Here is a 16,503-nt window from a genome sequence, read left to right on the forward strand (position 1 = left end):
GTAAGTGGCTCTTTAGTATTATCGAATTATTTTCAAATAAGATGTATAAACATTATCACCAAGAGTAGTTCGCATATAATAGACGTTTTCGTCTTTTTCGGTTAAATCGAACTGAATTAAACCAGCGTCACAATAATAATAAAGTAAGTTATCATCAGCAGGAAATTCAATGTTCGAAACTGGCAGTGTTGTCAATTTGGTTTCGAATACTGTTTCGCCATTGAAGTCTAATTGGAAAAGTTTTTTCTTTTTGGTATAGCCCCAAATATTATTTACTTCTTCGGTAATGTATTCGATGTTGTCGTCTTTAAAATCTACTTTCCATAGTTGTGTTCCTGCTTTTGAATCAATAGCGTAAACCGAACTAATTTGTGAACCCTGCGCGCCAATAAAGATTTTTTTGTCTTTATATAAGATGCGTTCCTTCACATTATTTTGATTTTCATCAAACTTAAACTGCCATAAAACATCTAGTTTTTCAGGACTTAAGGCGTGAAGAGTATTTTTTTCGCTTGCGACAAATATATTTTCACCATCTGTTATCGGTTTTCCTGTTATATTTTCTTCAAAAGTTTTTTGAGTAATGACTTTTCCTGTTTTCGCATCAAAACTATAAAGATTGGTTGCACTTGGAAGGAAAATTTTATTGTTGAAGAAAAGAGGCTGAATGTCGTTTTGTGCCGAATCTAATTTGTAATTCCATACCAAACTGCCATCTTTTATATCCAAAGCATAAAGGTTACTGCCTTGATTTTGATTTTGAGCTGTTATGAATAATTTTCCATCGTTTATGATTGGTGTTTGATCTTTAAGAACAATCTGATCTGTAATATTGCCTAATCTTGATTTCCAAAAAAGATCACCGCTTTGGTTGTCTATGGCAAAAATTTCACCGTTAATAAACGGAACATATAAAACTCCATTCAATAGCGTTATTTTATTAGCACACATTTCGGAAGGAGCATCTGTAGCTTTTACAGTCCAATTAATAGATTCAGATACTAAATCAAATGAAAAAAGAGAACCATCGTAATCATAAATCAGAATAGAGGTATCGTCTAATGGAATTTTTTTTATCGGGCGAATGGCTTTATTGGTAACCATTTCAGCGGGAGATAAACTAGTATTGGTGGTATTAGTTTTACCCGTTTTTGGAGTAGCTGGTACTTGCCCAAACATATTGATAACGGTAAATACAAATAAAAGAGTTATTAGATTTTTTTTCATTTTTAAGATTTGGGTTTATTTTTTTGCTTTGTTTATTTCAACAATTAAGCCAAAAGCTAGCCCAAATATAATGAAAAAATATATTAGGGTTTTGAAGCAATAACTTCAACAAATTGTGAAATTGAACTTTAAAGGAAGAAATACCTAGAAAGAAAAAGTCTAAAAAAAAAGAAGGAATGTTAGCAGAATTTAAGAAAGATATTGAAAATCTATAATTGTCTTTTTAATAGTAAAGTCAAATATTATTTTCCTAGATTTAATAAATTAATTGCTTTATGCTTTTCAGCATCACTTACATAGCTTATTTCTCTGTTTTTAGAAATAAAATTTACAAAATCTGATGGCAATTCTATAGACAGATTCTCAACATAAAAATGAAGATAATTAGGCCAAATCCAATATCCATCAGTTAAATAACTAATACCGCCAATAATTGAATTATCGTTTTTTATTAATGAACGCACAATTTGCATCGTAACCGCAATTGGGATTCCATTTTTTAAATAAGTGAGAATAGTTTCTTTATTTTGATATTCTATTCCCGTTTTATATTCAGAAAATTTTTTCTTACTTAATTCCTGATTATATTCACTTATTACGCCTATCAATTTCATTTATACTTTAGTTTTAAAAAATAAAACAATAGTAATGATCCCAAAAAAATAACCTCAACTACAATCCACGGCATTAAATTACTTTTTATAGCCTCTTTTGCGGTTTCATATCTTTTGATGTAAAAGACATTATAAGAATCAGAAAATTGAACTACTCTAATATTTAATTTTAAAGGTCTTAAATTGCTGTAATCAATTTTTTGAAGCTCTTTTTCCCCTGAAGGATTTAAAAACGAAAAGAAATCGTAACTGTCATCATCATACAATCCAAAAACAACCTGCTTTTTATTATCTACATAACCATATACTGTAAAAGATTTTCTTTTTGAGTTGGAATCATTGGAGCATTTTTCAACTCTCATAATTTTTTCTTTGTAATTACCTGTAAAATAATAATATTGTGTAGGTATGGTAATACTGATTATGGGAAGAATGCAAATATTCAGAACGAGAAGCAGTAAGTATATTTTTTTTATCACAATACTTTTACTTCTCAGATCGTTTTTTTCTAAAATCCTTTATTACAACATAAACCGAAAAAAGAAATACAATTGCATATACTGCTGCTAATGCTGGTTTTTCAAACTGCATTGTTTTAAAGTCAAATTGTTTATACAATGCCACACCTACAATGATTGCTACAATTCTTAATACGAATATTGGAGCGTTATTTTTATTTTGCATTTGAAGAGAATTAAAGGTTTCTTAATTTAATTTCTTTACTTAATAAAGAAAAGTTTATCAGTAATGGTGTAAAAACTATTGGTAGTGAAAAAACAGGAATAAGTGCAGCAATTGAGTCTTTTAATCCTTTTAAAGCAATAATATAAATAGCGACAACAAGAGCTAGTATAAAAATAATTCCAAAGCCAATAGCAATTCCTTTTAATAAACTTCTTGTTTTTAACAGTCTTTGATCAGTGAAATTCTCGTAAACATTTTTATTCATAACTATCTGTATTTGGTGAATTGGTTTATAGTGGTTAGCGAATATAAAAAAATATACGAAAAAACACACTGCTTTTTCTCTCATTTGCTTTAGAAATGCCAAATCTAGTATTTATCAAAGATTATTTTAATGATTTTTCTTTTTCATTAAATCTGTTTGATATTTTCCTATTTTAGCGAAACAGAGACCAATGAGGTGTTCTGTTTTTATGAAATTAAAACTATGTTGTTTTTCCTTTTAATTGGGATTTTATTTCTCTTCATACTTGTATTCCGAATTATCGAACCAGTATATTTAATGCTGTTCAATAAACCATTGTTTATATTTTGGTATCCTGTTTTAAAGAAATTGAATCCAGAAGATAAAGCACTGCTGAGACGTGAATTTTCGTATTATTCTAATCTGTCCGTTAAAAAGAAAAGCTATTTTGACCACCGTGTAGAAAGTTTTATTGAGTATTATAATTTTGAAGGAAAAGGCATTGAAGTTACTCGGGAAATGAAACTGATTATTGCTGGAACTTATGTTATGCTCACTTTTGGAATGCGAAATTACCTGATTGAGTTATTCGAAAATATAGTCATTTATCCATCTGTATATTATTCTACAATTAATCAGGAATATCATAAAGGAGAATACAATCCCAGAATGAAGACAATTGTTTTTTCGTGGGAAGATTTCTTGAGCGGACACGAAACAAAAGACAATATCAATCTCGGATTACATGAATTTACGCATGTTTTGCATTTTCATTCCAAAAAAAGCTCTTATCCAGGAGCTGTTATCTTCTATGATGAATTTACAGAAATTGAAAAGTATTTTGATCAGGAGGAATTAACCAATAAGCTTAAAGCAAGGCAATATTTTAGAGAGTATGCTTATACCAATAAATTTGAATTTTTGGCAGTGATTCTAGAGCATTTCTTTGAAACCCCGGAAATTTTTAAAAGAGAATTTCCGGAGTTGTATAAAAATGTAAAAACAATGATTAATTTTAGAGAAGACCTTTAAAATGAAGGATTTACTCTCAAAAGAAATTCCGGAAATCTATTTCGTGTGCTCTAAAAAAATATCGATGTAATTTATTACCAGTGGAATATTCTGGTGCTGAGGAGCGTGTCCAGTTTGCGGTAGTAAAATTAACTGTGATGTTGGAAGCTGTTTGGTCAGCGGATACCAATTTTCTACAGCAAAACTTGTATCATGATCTCCGGAAATTATTAGTATTGGTGTTTTGGTTGTTTTCAGTTTGTCTCTGTAATTTTCTTTGTCTTCAGCCGCATTTTCGCCCCCAGCAAAATACAGCTGAAAAATCTCCATAGTCGAAGGGATTTTAGAAACATCAATTCTTTGCGCAATTCGGTCATGAGAAGCTTTTGCTGCTTTTACGCTTTGCTCAGATTCAGGTTCGAAGAAAAGAATTATTTCATCATTAAAATCATTTATAGGTTTCAAGGCATGATCTAGAAATGATTGTTCAAGAGGTACAACTCTTTTTCCAATTGGGCCAGTTCCTAACAATATAGTATGCGTAACCAGTTCTGGATATTGGTGTGTTGCAGCTTGGGTAACCAATCCGCCGTAAGACCAGCCCATAAAAATGGCTTTTTTAATTTTCAGATAATCAGCCAGATCTTTTACATCTTTTGCGACTTCTTTTACATCAGTTGGAAGCGTTCCTGTTGAATATCCAATTCCTGAATAATCAAAAGTAATGACTTGATGTTTTGCGGCAAGAAGATCTAAAAATAAAGGATCCCAAGTATCGAGTGTTCCTCTAAATCGGTTAATTAAAATGATCGGATTTCCCTCGCCAATGGATCGATACGCAATTTTTCGGTCTGAAAAAGCAGCATATTGTGTTTCTGAGTTTACAGCATTTATTTTTGATGTGCTCATTATTTTAAAGTTTTGATTAATAATAAAATAAGAAACAATTTTAATGCCTACTGAAAATATAATTGAAATCAAGCTTTGGCAGAATCTGACTGATATTTTTCTAGTTTTATTTCGCTAAAAAAATAACTTTTAACGAAATACAGCAACTTACAATTCGATTGTATCGCCAATTTTAGGCAGGAAAAGATTCAGATTTGCCTTTTGAAATTCATCTAAAGCTTTTTGATGGTCCATTTTAATGAAACCAAAAGTATCATAATGAACCCCTAGTATTTTATTGACCTCAACTAGTTTTGAAGCTTCAATAGCTTCTTCTATTCCCATTGTCAAACCATCACCAATTGGGAAAACGGCAAAGTCAAGTTTAGTAAATTTCAGAATAAACTGCATGTCAAAAGTCAAGGCAGTGTCACCGCTGTAATAGAAATTTCCGTCTGGGGTTGTCAATACAAAACCGCAGGCAATACCACCATAACTGCCATCCATAAAACTGCTCGGATGCTGGGCAATCACACATTTAACGGTTCCAAAATCAAAAGTGAATTTTCCTCCTGGATTTATAGGATGAGCATTTTGGATTCCTTTATTTAAGAGCCAGTTATAGATTTCAAAATTCCCGAGTACTTTGGCTCCTGTATTTTTAGCAATTCTTTCAACATCCAGAATGTGATCGTAATGTGCGTGCGAGATAAAAATATAATCAGCTTTTATTGCATCAACATTAATATCTTTTGCTAATTCGTTTTGTGTTATAAAAGGATCGAAGAGAAGATGTTTTCCGTTAGCAAAAACAGAAAAACAAGAGTGACCGTAATAAGTTATTTTCATAAAAATACATTTTTAAGATTAATAAGTTATTGACTTTTAGTTCAATAAAAGTACCAATAAAAAATGCGAAGTAAGTTTTACTGCGCATTTTGGGTTTTTAGAATCTTTTAAAAGATTATTTTAATTGTTCGTCTATAAGTTCTCCTAAACTGGTATTGGAATGATCTGTAAATAGAATATCTCCATTTTTCCCAATAAGAACTCGCGTTGGAATTCCTTGTATCTTGTAGTTGGTAGCGACTTCGTTATTTGAATCAAAAACCACATTGAAGCTGTATTTTTTTTCTGTGATATAATCCGTAACATTCTTCAGAACAACGTCTTCTTTTTTGTTTTCGAATGTATTTACAAATAAGAAAGCAACCTCTTTTTCTTTGTATTTCGTAACCAATTCCTGCATTTTAGGGAAAGAAGCTTTGCAAGGCCCGCACCAAGTTGCCCAAAAATCCAGAACTACAACTTTTCCTCTGTAATCAGAAAGTTTGATTTCTTTGCCTTCCATGTTTTTTAACACAAAATCTGAAGGGGTTTTGCTGCCGAATTGCTCAATAATTTTTTTAGTTTTTTCTTCTTGGGATAATTTATCGGCTTTTTCTTTTAGCTTTTCAAAATTATCTAGCGGAAGATTTTGTGCTACATAAATTTCTTTTAATGTAGAAATGAATACTGGAGGACAGGCATTATTAACGTTAATTTCAGTTTCAATATAATTGCGTACTTCTTCTTTGCTTTTGACCTTTTCCATCATGGCCAGATAACGCTCTTTTCCGCCAGCATCTAATCCGCCAGCATTTTTTACATTGTTTTGGTATTCAAAAGCTTCCTTAAATTTACCTTGTTTGTACAATAACAAGGCATATGTGTCTGCAAACATATTATACATTCCTTGATAGTCTGGATAAAAACCTTCTTTTCTCTTTTCTTCTAGAAGATCTAATGACCTTTTTGAAAGATTTGTAGCAAAGTCTATGTGTTGTACTGGCATTGTAAGATCGCCGCCAGACAAACCCCACGCAAAGTTATTGTAGCTGTAGCCAGCATTATAAACATAAGGTTCTATACCTTTTATCTTTTCCATATTTTTATCCTCAAGATAGGTATAAAGTAAGCTGCTGTAAAATGAAGATAAAGTTTCTTTTGAACTGTCTTTATATATTGTTTTACAAGTGTCTATTGTTTTTAACACATATTCTTCTGTTTTGTTCTTTTGACTGAAAAAACGTCTAATAAATTTAGTTTTGGCTAATGTACCAGTAGGATATTGGGCTAGAATCTCCTTTTCTAATTCTTCTTTCTCATCAGACATTTTAGATAAGTCATAGGCTTGAGTAGCAAGAATGAGATAATCCTCTGTGTTTTTTTTAATGCAGATGTCAGCAAAGGCTAAATTGAGATCCTTATTTTGTCCAGGAGTTGCCATATCTTTTTGATAGAGATAAGCTATATACGTTTTATCACTTTTTAATTTAGGATACTTTTTATATAGGCTTTCATAAGCTGCTACTGTTGTTTCAGGTTTTGAGGTTTTGTTTAATCTAAAACGATAATCGGCATAAGTTTTTACAGTAATTTCATTTAAAAGAGTTTTGCTAAGTTCCCTTTCGTTCTGAGTTCTTAGATAAACATTATAGCCCTGATCTTTATTGCTGTCTATGATTTTTTGATATTCGGTAATTATCACAAAAATTGTTCTGGCAGAGTCGGCGACTTTTGTAGTAAATTCATATTTTTTCCCCTTTTGAATTAAATTTCTATACTGAATTTCATCACTGGAAGACTCCAAAATGGTTGCTACAGCACCACTTGGAATGGTCAGTTCTTTTGAAGGTTCATACACATAAGTATTTTCGGCACCAATTTTAAATTTTGAATTTTTGAGATAGATTTTTCCGTTTTGAGAAAATAGATTGCTAACAATGGTAAAGAATAACAAAATGTAGATTTTTTTCATCTTTTTGTGGTTTTTTATTTGCTTGTTTCTTAATTGTTTAACGAATTGTAAAATTAAATATTATACAATCAGTTGTTTTTTTATTAAGAAAATATTAGCAAAAAACACACAGTTATTTTGTAAGATTCTGTATTTACAGTATATTTTTATAAAAATGAATCCGTTATTTTTTTATTGCAACTGCAGTTCTATAAAATTCATAGCCGCTTTCAGAGCGGTTAGGAAGAAATTTTTCACGGTATTCAGCAGCACCCAAATCTTCTATAAGTTCAATATTGAATTGATATAAATAACCTGAGAGTTCTTCTGGAAGAAATCCGAAAGTCCAGTGTTCTTCTATTTTTTCCAAGTCTTGCAGTAATTTTTTGCCGCCTAAAAAGGAATCAGGATTTTGAAGAATGTTTTTGTGTACGTAAGTAAAAATAAAGTGGCTGCCGTTCGCGAATTTAGAAATAAAAGAAAACGTGCTTTTTACCGCTTCTTCCGTTAGATAATTCGTTACACCTTCCCAAATTACTGCTGTAGGTTTTGAAAAGTCTAAGTTGTGCTCTGATGCTAATTGATCTAGTCTTTGCTTGTTAAAATCAATTTGAAGAAAAGTTACATTAGGCGGAATTTTACCAATCCGTTTTGTATAGATTTTGGCTTTAAAATTGGAAGTATTGGGATGGTCAATTTCTATTACAGGAATAGATTGTAAAAAATCAAGACGTACAGCTCTCGTATCAAAACCAGCGCCTAGAATTAGTACTTGTTTTACACCTTTTGAAACCGCATTCTCCAGTAAACTATCAATATATTTTGTTCTAGCAATCCCAGAAGACAAAGCACCGGGAATCTTTTGGTTTATTGTATTATTAATATATTTTTCAATAATGGGATATTGGTATAATCGAGTTGCAAGTCTCAATTTTGAATCTATAAAATGAATCGCGTATGGATCCAAAAACAATCTGTCTTTACGCTTTGTTTCTAATGCTCGAAAGAACGCCATATATTGTGCCGTTCTACTTGTTTTTTCTGCTTTCATTGTAATCTTATTTTTTTGAAAACAAATTCTCTACAACCCAAGCTGGACCAATTAATAAAAATTGAAGATCTTTTAAAAAAGAGGGTTTTTTGCCTTCAATATTATGTCCATAAAACTGTCCGATCCAAGCAATAACAAAAACGCCAATTGAGAATGCCCATAATGGTACAACTTGTCCGATATAATAATTGACAACCAAACATATTCCAGAGAACAAAGCAATTTTAAATGCCATTGCAATGGATAATCGGATGTAGAAAACCAAAACAAATAATAAAACCACAAAAGCCCAATTTTCGATTATAGGTAAATTTAGTTTTAAAGTAGCAGCAATAATCCCGCTCGGAATACTCATTAAAAGCCCTACAATAGAAAAGAAAATAGCGGGAACACAAATGTAGTGTATCGCTTTGTTGGTTGGGTTTTGGTGACTTACAGCATACTCGGTAAACCATTGATCTAATGTTCTCATTTTTGTGGTTTTATAGTTAGTTGCTGTAAATCTAATGAAATTTTTCTTACGTTTTACCGTGCTGTATTTTCATAATTTCATCAACGATAGAAAGAGCTTTTTTAAAAGATATTCCGTTTTCCTGATCAATAGTTAAGGGATGATTTTCTTCGATCATTTTAATTTCTGGAATCAGGCCTAATCCTTGTTCAATTGCAATTGTTTTAAGTGAAAGTGTTTTGCCATAGGTAGGAACTTCTGTCTGCATCCAGCCAAAATAAGGTTCTTGATTCACTCTATCTGGATCTTCCCATAAATCCATTCGGATGCAGAAATTGTCTTCACTTATGGTAGTCCAGACATTAAAAATTAAATCCTCATGGTAATCAATTATCGGAATGGTTAATCTTCCTCTATGAAAAAAATGTTCTTCATCTATATAACACCAGCTGCCGCCATATTCAATTCGATTTTCTCTTTCTTCAGGCGGAACAGAAAAATAATACGCAGGAAATTCATTGCCGAAACATAAAGGCATTTCGTCAAAAGATTCGCCGCAACAAGAACATTTATAGTGATACATTTTTTTTATTTTTTTAAGGGAATTAAATTGTAATTAGTCCTGCTATAATTATCCAGAAAAGGAGAGGACATAATCCAAAAGCGACCCAGATATATTGGTGTTTTACTTTTAAATTAAAATCCTTTTTTAAAACGAAAATTAAAAATAAAGAAGATAAAACTAAAGAAATAATATGAAAAGCCCAGCATGAAACCCAGCCAATATGATAAAGCCATCTCCATTCCTCTATGTATCTAAATTGCAGCGTGCATTTAGCCATAATAAAAGCTAGGATAAAAGAGGTTATGGTAAAAAGAGAAAAAGATTTTAAGTTGTTCATCTACAACAGCTTTATTTCTGATTGTACTGAAAAACATTATCCCACAATTCATCGATTGTAATAAGTGCTTCGTTTAGTGGGATTACGCTCCATTTTCCATTGTTTTCTATTCCTAATCCAATACTTTTTAGTTTCAATAAAGCATCATTGACATCAAAATCTAATTCGGTTTTTAAATGAGAAGCAAACCAAGATTCTATCTGCAAATCTAATTCAGAAGCAGTCAATGAATTTTGGCTTCTGTTTAAGAATGCATACGCTAAAATAGTTTCTTTCAGGGCTTCTTCTTCAGACGAATTTAAAAGCGAATAAAAAGCACCGCTGTTGTTGCCGACATTCTTAAAATACAAACTGTCCGAAAGTGTTTTGGAATATCTAATTTTCTTATTTATAAAGTTGTTGTACTGACGAAAACAGTAAGCTGCCAAAATTCCTAGAGCAATTAATCCCTGATTTAAGGAAGTTTTACTGTTCAATAAATCGATAGTTTCTCCGGTTTGGTAAGCGTCATACATATTGATAAGAGCCGGAATTACTTTGGCACTTAAAAGTGAAATCCCACCAAAAACACCTGGAACCCAAAGTAGCATTTTGTCTTTTAGAGACATTTTAGGAACTGCATTTGGAAATGTGGTTTCTAGGTCATTTTTAGGAACACGCTTAAAAATTTTTAAAGCAATAGAACCCGGATCAATCGGCATTTTTCCTAATTTGACTTTCTTTGCAGCGAGATAATCTGCATCGCTGTAATTGAGGTAAATTAAAACACGATCGTAATATTCGATTTCGACTTCCTTTTTCCAGAAAAAATATTTTTTCACCTTTTCTTTAGCCTTATGATGACCACGGGCATATAATTCGAAATCTTTAAATGCATTAAAATCAATAGCCAGACTTAAACCAATTAAGTCCGATTCTTCAAATGCCGCTTTTAAGGTTTCTTCGTTGATTCGGTAGTAATTGCCTCTTTCTAAAACCGTAAGCAGTGTTTGTTTAAAAATACCAAAATCACTTTTGCCAATAAAACCTTCGCGTTCTTTTTCACTTAAATCGGGATCATATAAGGCATAATGCTGCTTTAAGTTCCGATTTAAATTAAAAGATTCGTAATGATAATAATGCTCGATGATATCGAATAATTTTTGGAAATCAGTGGCATTTTTGGGGTCTGCTGTTAAAGCAATCTGCTGTTCTAATAAAAACTCTTTGTTAAACGGAATATAATGTTCTCGCGTCATATCGATTCTAAGCTTTAATTTTTTCTGGCGTGGAAGCGGCAAAGATACAAAGGTTTGAAGTTTAAAATTTTAGAAGGGTAAAAAAGAGTAAAATAAAAAATGGGATTTCCAATCGTTACCAGCGATTTGAAATCCCATTTTATGTTCCAAAAAAAGTGACAAAAAATTTAAAAAAGCTTTCTTGAGGAAAACTAAATTCTAACTAAAAATTATTCATAGCAATATTACCACTATAAATTAGCGTAGCTATGCGTATTTATACGGTTTTTTTCTAAAGTTTCTAAGATACTAAGGGACTAAGTTTTTTTTTTGAGAAACAAAGTGATAAAGATTCAGAGTATTTTCTCTGTGGTCAATTCCTTTCTGACCTTTTTAGACTGATTACGCCTTGAACGTATTTTATTAATTCTTCTTTGGTAACAGAAAAGGCGGCGTTTTCTTCTTCAGTGCTTAAATACAAGTTTGCAATACTCTCGGCATCCATGTTTTGATTGAGGTAATGTTGCTCTGCATATTGTATAAGATGATCTACAAAACGTTCACGTTGTTGGCCTTTTTCTATGGTTTCTTGGTCGCCTTCTTTTATTTTTTCGATTACTGATTCTGGTAAATCGATAGTGAGATACATACAATCTACAGCAACTTTAGAAAGCATTTCTTTTTCAATTCTTCCTGTAGCATTGCAATAGGCGCAAGGTGCAGGAACCCATTTTAATTGTCTTTTTAAACGAATAATATCTTCAAGGTCAACAAATCCTTTTCCAAGACATCTCGGACATTCTATATCTGATCGTTTAAAAAAATTAAAAATGCTCATTGGTTATAAAAAAATCTTAGTGGTTGTGAATTATGCTAATTTAGACAATTAAGTAAGAAAAGTTATTCAGGTAAAGTGTTTTTTTTGAAGAAAAAAATTAACAAAGATTGTTGATTTGTTTTTTAACCAGATTTCAACATAGATATTATACAATGAAATGAAAGATACTATGAAACGAAGAGTAACATTTTATGCCTTAAATTTGATAAAGGATTCTTATAAAACAAATTGATTTTTATGGAAAATACACAAACGACTAAAATGCAGGACTTCTTTAGAATTCTCTTAGGGATTTTTATGATCACGGCCGCTTTTGGCCATTTTACTTTTCAAAGACAGGATTTTCAGGCGCAGGTGCCAAATTGGATACCCTTGGGTAAAGACTTAGTTGTTATTCTTTCTGGAATTGTAGAAATAGCATTAGGGCTTAGCATGTTATTTCTAACGAAGTATAAAGTGCAAGTGGGAATTGCGCTGGCGGTATTTTATGTGTTAGTTTTTCCGGGTAATATTGCACAATATCTAAACGGAACTTCTGCTTTTGGATTAGATACAGATCAAGCTCGTTTGATTCGATTGTTTTTTCAACCTGTGCTGATTTTTTTGGCTTTGTGGTCTACTGGTGGGATTGGGTACTTTAGGAATAGACATTAATCAACAATAGAAATACCGTATTTAATATTGCTCTCTTCAAATATGGATTTTAGCATGTCATACTTTGTTGTACAGTATTCTCCAATATTTAGTCTTTTATCGCTCGATTTGTAATGGTCGCAACCGAAACAAATTTCTAGATAAGCGATTATTTTATTATTTGAATCCAAAAATAAAATAGCATTTCTAGGCATATAACACATTGTGTCTACAAATTCGTGAGGGAGTCGTGTATAAGTAAAGTTGAAAACAATATCAGTTAATTTGTTTATCTGTTCCGTATTTAGAGTGGCAGTTTCATCATAATATTCAGGTTTAAAGATGTCTTTCCCTAATACAATTGAATTGATGTGTCTCATTAACTCTACCCCAGTAAATCCTTCAGTTTTATTCTTTAAAGATATAACTTTAATTTGTTTAGATTTAGAAAAAGGGAAATTGAGAAGTCTTTCTTTTTCTGAAAAATTTTTAGACCTAATACATTTTCCGTTATCATAAATAGATTGCGAAAATGAAATTTGAGCTAGTAAAAGTATCACAAACAGAAATTTTCTCATTTTTTACCTGAAATTTTTAAACGAAAATAAGCTTTGAAAATTGAAATTTTACGCTTTCCAAAAAAAATATCTAATTATCTAAATTCACAAATTATTTAATAGAAAGATTATCCAGCAAAATCTGATACTTTCTTCCCACAGGAATAACATCACCATTAGACATTGTAAGATTTTTAAAAGTAACAGCAGTAATTTTAGTTGTATTAACAATAAAAGAGCGATGCACTTGTACAAAATGCGAACACTCAATTTCGGCGCTTATGCTGGCGAGTGAACCGTAAATAATAATAGGCGATTTCAGTTTGCTGTTGTATAGTTTCATGTAATTCCCTAGGCTTTCAATATATAAAATATCGGCAAGAGAGGTTTCAATAGTTTGTCCGTTAGAACGATATGAAAGTGTTTTTTCGGAACTGCTGGTTTCCTTTTTAATGGTATTTCCAGAATGATACGTTTTGGCTTTTTCAATGGCTTTAGAGAATTTATCTAATGAAATAGGTTTCATTAAATAATCAATTGCATCGTTTTGATAGGCAGAAAGCGCAAAATCTGAATAAGCGGTGGTAACAATCGTAAGCGGGCGGTTGGGCTGTAATTCCATTAATTCTACGCCTGAAATAACGGGCATATTAATGTCAAGAAAAATAATATCATATTGATTTTCATTGAGCAGTTTTATAGCTTCCATACCATTAAAAGCGCTTCCGGAATGTTCCAGTTCGTCAAATTTGGAAATGTGCGAAATCAGGGCTTTATGCGCCGGCGATTCGTCATCAATTATTAGACAGCGGTAGGTAAGTGCCATATACTCAATTTTACAACAAATAAATTCTTCTCTTTCTGGCAGCTTAAATTGTGTTTTAAGCCGTAAACTTCCAAACGTCTTTTAAGGTTTTCAATTCCAATTCCCGTACTCGAAAGGCGCGAACCCGAATCGAGATAATTGTTTTTTATGGTAAAAGTCAAATTTCGACATTTTACTTTTAAATCTAGATTAATAAATGGTTCAGGCATTTCGGCAGAAAATTTCACAGCATTTTCTACCAAAGGCAAAAAAAATAAAGGTGGAATCTCGGTTTCTTTAGTAACGCCTTCAATGTTTTGATTGACCGTTAATCTTTCGTTTCTGAATGTATAATATTCGATGTACTTTTTAATGAAATCTATTTCTTCTTCGACCGAAACAAAATCTTTTTTAGAAGCTTCAATCTGATAACGCAGCATATCCGAAAGATTCAGGATTCTGTCCGGAACTTTGTCTGGTTCTGCCAGTGCCTCGCCGTACAGATTATTCATGGCATTCAATAAAAAATGTGGGTTCAGCTGCTGCTTTAAAAACGAAAGTTCCGATTTATAATTCATAATATCTTTGTCGGCATCCATGATTTTTTTGGTAATAACCACATGAATGAAATAGAAAAACATTCCGTTTATAATCAGCGATAATATTTGCAGTGTTTTAAAATTTCCTAAACCAACAAGAGGAAAAAACCAGTTCATAAAAAAGTAGAAACACGTCCAGTACGCTGCAAGAAGAAAAAAGAACGATTTAACCTTTCTTTTGAATAAAACAGGTTTGATAATGCAGATATTGAAAATGGTAATCCATACAATACAAGGAAAATAACCTACTGCAATTTTGCTTAGAATGTAAGACCAGCTGTGTCCGTCTAGTTTTATTTCGTCATAAACACAGGCTAAAATGACTAAGTAAACCAGTGTATTTACGAACAGGTTTCGCAGGAAAAAGTTTTGATAAAGTTTGGAGATCGTCATAACGGCAAAAATAATATAATCGTATAGTTTTTAGCTCTTTGTAAAGGATAAATTATACTAACGCCGTTCGTATAAATCATACGCCGTTGGTATAAAAATACTATTATAATAAGAATGCCTCATTTACTTTTGGATCCAAGTTTCAATATATCCCAAAACAAATTTTATATATTCTATTTTATGAAATCCAAAATCATTTCCGTTTTAGTTGTCTTTATTTCCTTGAAAGCCATGGCTCAGGAAAAAGAACCTGGCATGAAAACTTTAGGAAAAGCAATAGTAGATAAGTTTCCGACAACTAGAACTTTTGATGTGCAGTACGAACAGCTTGGGCCTTCCAATTACAATTCGGAAATGTTTGGAAATAAATTTGAAAGAGGAAGAGTAGAAAGCCACAGCCGATTTAAAGCAGCATTTAACCTGCCGTTTTATGCCACAAAATCAAAACGTTTTGTTTTAACGACTTCGTTACGTTATAAATACGAAAATTATGAGTTTGGCGATATTTACAATTATGGCACTAATGAAACTTATAGAAGAGAAAATGCCGATATCCATTATTGGGCAGGAGCTTTAACGGCAACTTATATGGCATCACTTTTTGGAAAACCTGCTATCTACAGTGCAACAGCAACAGTTGATGGAGATAAAGAAAAACTACAGCGTTTAAAAGGATTTGCATCGGGAGTTTTAGTGCTTAAAAGAACGCCGTCGACAACTATTACGGCAGGGGTTTTAGTATTGCTCGATCCGTCTTCAATCGTGCCAATGACGCCTCTATTGTCTGTAAATCATAAGTTTAAAAACTCTAAGTGGGATATGGATTTTATTCTCCCGCAGCGTCTTTTGTTTAGAAGGGAATTGTTAGAAAACGGAAGAATTTCCTTCGGGACAGAGTTGAATACTGAAAGTTTTTACTTAAATTTAAATAACTCAAATTTAAAAGGTGTTTACGAACTGAACCAATTGGAACTAAAATCGGGAATTACCTACGAATATAGTTTTACTCCGAAGCTGATTGCATTTGCAAAAGGTGGTATCAATAATGTAGTTAGTGCCCGAATTACAGAAAAAGGAGAGCGAACAAACCGTTACGTTTACGATCAAAAAGAAGATGCACAAGGGTATGTTAGATTTGGAATATCCTATAATCTTTTTAATCAAAAATAAGAGATGAATACATTGGAAGAACTAAAAGAGAACGTTATGATTGTGGAGATTTTTAAAACAAATGTTCAGAAAGAGTCAGACCGAGACTATGTCATTACAGTTATACAATCTCAGTTTCCAGATTATAAAATTAATTTTGATCTGGAAGATTGCGATAAAATTTTAAGAGTTGAAGGGATCGACATTCAATGTGATAATGTTATGGATTATGTGCATTGTCTTGGTTATACCTGTGTAAGGCTTGATTAGTAATTAAAAATTGAAAATTGCATTTTCATTGAATTTTGCTATTGTTATTGAATTTTACCATTGCTATTGAAAAAAGGGTAGAAATACGCAGCTGTATATTTCGCCTTCTTAGTAATTTTGTACGATAATTTTTGGTTTAAATAAAAAACACATTCAGATGTTACATCTTATTCTTTCGATTTTTATTTTTC

21 protein-coding genes are annotated in these 16,503 nt (G+C 31.8%); 4 read left to right on the forward strand and 17 right to left on the reverse strand.

The window, feature by feature from the left end; translation table 11 throughout:
* Nucleotides 1-18 precede the first annotated feature (18 nt).
* From P2W65_RS09570 to P2W65_RS09590, 5 genes are all read right to left on the reverse strand, one after another.
* Nucleotides 19-1,227, reverse strand: coding sequence for an outer membrane protein assembly factor BamB family protein (locus P2W65_RS09570; protein ID WP_289665159.1), 1,209 nt, complete (start codon nt 1,225-1,227; stop codon nt 19-21).
* 242 nt (nt 1,228-1,469) lie between these two features.
* Nucleotides 1,470-1,841: a hypothetical protein gene (locus P2W65_RS09575; protein ID WP_289665160.1), complete on the reverse strand. Its 372-nt coding sequence runs from the start codon at nt 1,839-1,841 to the stop codon at nt 1,470-1,472.
* Entirely contained in the window at nt 1,838-2,203 is a 366-nt protein-coding gene (locus P2W65_RS09580) for a hypothetical protein (RefSeq protein WP_289665162.1), read from the reverse strand. The genes P2W65_RS09575 and P2W65_RS09580 overlap by 4 nt, the downstream gene beginning before the upstream one ends.
* A 124-nt stretch (nt 2,204-2,327) precedes the next feature.
* Nucleotides 2,328-2,525 carry a hypothetical protein gene (locus tag P2W65_RS09585; RefSeq protein WP_289665163.1) on the reverse strand — a complete coding sequence of 66 codons (198 nt, stop codon included), beginning with the start codon at nt 2,523-2,525 and terminating at the stop codon, nt 2,328-2,330.
* A 10-nt stretch (nt 2,526-2,535) separates the two neighbouring features.
* A complete protein-coding gene (locus P2W65_RS09590) occupies nt 2,536-2,790 on the reverse strand; it encodes a hypothetical protein (RefSeq protein WP_289665165.1) in 255 nt (84 codons plus the stop codon).
* Between the two features lie 297 nt (nt 2,791-3,087).
* Here P2W65_RS09590 and P2W65_RS09595 point away from each other — a divergent pair, with 297 nt between their 5' ends.
* Nucleotides 3,088-3,801: a zinc-dependent peptidase gene (locus tag P2W65_RS09595; protein ID WP_289665167.1), complete on the forward strand. Its 714-nt coding sequence runs from the start codon at nt 3,088-3,090 to the stop codon at nt 3,799-3,801.
* A 36-nt stretch (nt 3,802-3,837) separates the two neighbouring features.
* Here the strand turns inward: P2W65_RS09595 and P2W65_RS09600 are convergent, their stop codons facing one another.
* From P2W65_RS09600 to P2W65_RS09640, 9 genes are all read right to left on the reverse strand, one after another.
* A complete protein-coding gene (locus P2W65_RS09600; protein WP_289665169.1) occupies nt 3,838-4,689 on the reverse strand; it encodes an alpha/beta fold hydrolase in 852 nt (283 codons plus the stop codon).
* A 147-nt stretch (nt 4,690-4,836) separates the two neighbouring features.
* Nucleotides 4,837-5,517, reverse strand: a complete 681-nt coding sequence (locus P2W65_RS09605; RefSeq protein WP_289665171.1) for a metal-dependent hydrolase — start codon at nt 5,515-5,517, stop codon at nt 4,837-4,839.
* Nucleotides 5,518-5,632: 115 nt separating this feature from the next.
* Nucleotides 5,633-7,468: a TlpA disulfide reductase family protein gene (locus P2W65_RS09610; RefSeq protein ID WP_289665172.1), complete on the reverse strand. Its 1,836-nt coding sequence runs from the start codon at nt 7,466-7,468 to the stop codon at nt 5,633-5,635.
* A gap of 163 nt (nt 7,469-7,631) precedes the next feature.
* A complete protein-coding gene (locus P2W65_RS09615) occupies nt 7,632-8,498 on the reverse strand; it encodes a class I SAM-dependent methyltransferase (protein ID WP_289665174.1) in 867 nt (288 codons plus the stop codon).
* A 7-nt stretch (nt 8,499-8,505) separates the two neighbouring features.
* Nucleotides 8,506-8,970 carry an Mpo1 family 2-hydroxy fatty acid dioxygenase gene (locus tag P2W65_RS09620; RefSeq protein ID WP_289665175.1) on the reverse strand — a complete coding sequence of 155 codons (465 nt, stop codon included), beginning with the start codon at nt 8,968-8,970 and terminating at the stop codon, nt 8,506-8,508.
* Nucleotides 8,971-9,016: 46 nt separating this feature from the next.
* Nucleotides 9,017-9,532 (reverse strand): DUF2199 domain-containing protein, encoded by a 516-nt coding sequence (locus tag P2W65_RS09625; RefSeq protein WP_289665176.1) that lies wholly within the window; start codon nt 9,530-9,532, stop codon nt 9,017-9,019.
* Between the two features lie 22 nt (nt 9,533-9,554).
* Entirely contained in the window at nt 9,555-9,851 is a 297-nt protein-coding gene (locus tag P2W65_RS09630) for a hypothetical protein (protein ID WP_289665178.1), read from the reverse strand.
* Between the two features lie 11 nt (nt 9,852-9,862).
* Entirely contained in the window at nt 9,863-11,089 is a 1,227-nt protein-coding gene (locus P2W65_RS09635) for a TMEM143 family protein (RefSeq protein ID WP_289665179.1), read from the reverse strand.
* 352 nt (nt 11,090-11,441) lie between these two features.
* Nucleotides 11,442-11,906 (reverse strand): hypothetical protein, encoded by a 465-nt coding sequence (locus P2W65_RS09640; protein WP_289665181.1) that lies wholly within the window; start codon nt 11,904-11,906, stop codon nt 11,442-11,444.
* A gap of 237 nt (nt 11,907-12,143) precedes the next feature.
* Between P2W65_RS09640 and P2W65_RS09645 the strand changes: the two genes are divergently transcribed.
* Entirely contained in the window at nt 12,144-12,560 is a 417-nt protein-coding gene (locus P2W65_RS09645; protein ID WP_289665182.1) for a DoxX family protein, read from the forward strand.
* On the opposite strand, the gene P2W65_RS09650 is transcribed toward P2W65_RS09645, so the two are convergent.
* The 3 genes from P2W65_RS09650 to P2W65_RS09660 form a co-directional block, all read right to left on the reverse strand.
* On the reverse strand, nt 12,557-13,117 hold the full coding sequence (locus P2W65_RS09650) for a hypothetical protein (RefSeq protein ID WP_289665184.1): 561 nt from the start codon (nt 13,115-13,117) through the stop codon (nt 12,557-12,559). The genes P2W65_RS09645 and P2W65_RS09650 overlap by 4 nt on opposite strands.
* 91 nt (nt 13,118-13,208) lie before the next feature.
* A complete protein-coding gene (locus P2W65_RS09655) occupies nt 13,209-13,922 on the reverse strand; it encodes a LytR/AlgR family response regulator transcription factor (protein WP_289665186.1) in 714 nt (237 codons plus the stop codon).
* Nucleotides 13,898-14,893: a sensor histidine kinase gene (locus P2W65_RS09660; protein WP_289665188.1), complete on the reverse strand. Its 996-nt coding sequence runs from the start codon at nt 14,891-14,893 to the stop codon at nt 13,898-13,900. The genes P2W65_RS09655 and P2W65_RS09660 overlap by 25 nt, the downstream gene beginning before the upstream one ends.
* 180 nt (nt 14,894-15,073) lie before the next feature.
* Between P2W65_RS09660 and P2W65_RS09665 the strand changes: the two genes are divergently transcribed.
* A complete protein-coding gene (locus P2W65_RS09665) occupies nt 15,074-16,063 on the forward strand; it encodes a DUF6268 family outer membrane beta-barrel protein (protein WP_289665189.1) in 990 nt (329 codons plus the stop codon).
* 36 nt (nt 16,064-16,099) lie between these two features.
* Nucleotides 16,100-16,312, forward strand: coding sequence for a hypothetical protein (locus P2W65_RS09670; protein ID WP_289665190.1), 213 nt, complete (start codon nt 16,100-16,102; stop codon nt 16,310-16,312).
* Nucleotides 16,313-16,503: the final 191 nt, after the last annotated feature.

This window comes from Flavobacterium panacagri (assembly GCF_030378165.1).
Lineage (GTDB): Bacteria > Bacteroidota > Bacteroidia > Flavobacteriales > Flavobacteriaceae > Flavobacterium > Flavobacterium panacagri.

What these genes read in the sequence shown, in the direction of transcription:
- P2W65_RS09570 (WP_289665159.1), bottom strand. Translation starts at nt 1,227, where the DNA reads ATGAAAAAAAATCTAATAACTCTTTTATTTGTATTTACCGTTATCAAT.
- P2W65_RS09575 (WP_289665160.1), bottom strand. Translation starts at nt 1,841, where the DNA reads ATGAAATTGATAGGCGTAATAAGTGAATATAATCAGGAATTAAGTAAG.
- P2W65_RS09580 (WP_289665162.1), bottom strand. Translation starts at nt 2,203, where the DNA reads ATGAGAGTTGAAAAATGCTCCAATGATTCCAACTCAAAAAGAAAATCT.
- P2W65_RS09585 (WP_289665163.1), bottom strand. Translation starts at nt 2,525, where the DNA reads ATGCAAAATAAAAATAACGCTCCAATATTCGTATTAAGAATTGTAGCA.
- P2W65_RS09590 (WP_289665165.1), bottom strand. Translation starts at nt 2,790, where the DNA reads ATGAATAAAAATGTTTACGAGAATTTCACTGATCAAAGACTGTTAAAA.
- P2W65_RS09595 (WP_289665167.1), top strand. Translation starts at nt 3,088, where the DNA reads ATGCTGTTCAATAAACCATTGTTTATATTTTGGTATCCTGTTTTAAAG.
- P2W65_RS09600 (WP_289665169.1), bottom strand. Translation starts at nt 4,689, where the DNA reads ATGAGCACATCAAAAATAAATGCTGTAAACTCAGAAACACAATATGCT.
- P2W65_RS09605 (WP_289665171.1), bottom strand. Translation starts at nt 5,517, where the DNA reads ATGAAAATAACTTATTACGGTCACTCTTGTTTTTCTGTTTTTGCTAAC.
- P2W65_RS09610 (WP_289665172.1), bottom strand. Translation starts at nt 7,468, where the DNA reads ATGAAAAAAATCTACATTTTGTTATTCTTTACCATTGTTAGCAATCTA.
- P2W65_RS09615 (WP_289665174.1), bottom strand. Translation starts at nt 8,498, where the DNA reads ATGAAAGCAGAAAAAACAAGTAGAACGGCACAATATATGGCGTTCTTT.
- P2W65_RS09620 (WP_289665175.1), bottom strand. Translation starts at nt 8,970, where the DNA reads ATGAGAACATTAGATCAATGGTTTACCGAGTATGCTGTAAGTCACCAA.
- P2W65_RS09625 (WP_289665176.1), bottom strand. Translation starts at nt 9,532, where the DNA reads ATGTATCACTATAAATGTTCTTGTTGCGGCGAATCTTTTGACGAAATG.
- P2W65_RS09630 (WP_289665178.1), bottom strand. Translation starts at nt 9,851, where the DNA reads ATGAACAACTTAAAATCTTTTTCTCTTTTTACCATAACCTCTTTTATC.
- P2W65_RS09635 (WP_289665179.1), bottom strand. Translation starts at nt 11,089, where the DNA reads ATGACGCGAGAACATTATATTCCGTTTAACAAAGAGTTTTTATTAGAA.
- P2W65_RS09640 (WP_289665181.1), bottom strand. Translation starts at nt 11,906, where the DNA reads ATGAGCATTTTTAATTTTTTTAAACGATCAGATATAGAATGTCCGAGA.
- P2W65_RS09645 (WP_289665182.1), top strand. Translation starts at nt 12,144, where the DNA reads ATGGAAAATACACAAACGACTAAAATGCAGGACTTCTTTAGAATTCTC.
- P2W65_RS09650 (WP_289665184.1), bottom strand. Translation starts at nt 13,117, where the DNA reads ATGAGAAAATTTCTGTTTGTGATACTTTTACTAGCTCAAATTTCATTT.
- P2W65_RS09655 (WP_289665186.1), bottom strand. Translation starts at nt 13,922, where the DNA reads ATGGCACTTACCTACCGCTGTCTAATAATTGATGACGAATCGCCGGCG.
- P2W65_RS09660 (WP_289665188.1), bottom strand. Translation starts at nt 14,893, where the DNA reads ATGACGATCTCCAAACTTTATCAAAACTTTTTCCTGCGAAACCTGTTC.
- P2W65_RS09665 (WP_289665189.1), top strand. Translation starts at nt 15,074, where the DNA reads ATGAAATCCAAAATCATTTCCGTTTTAGTTGTCTTTATTTCCTTGAAA.
- P2W65_RS09670 (WP_289665190.1), top strand. Translation starts at nt 16,100, where the DNA reads ATGATTGTGGAGATTTTTAAAACAAATGTTCAGAAAGAGTCAGACCGA.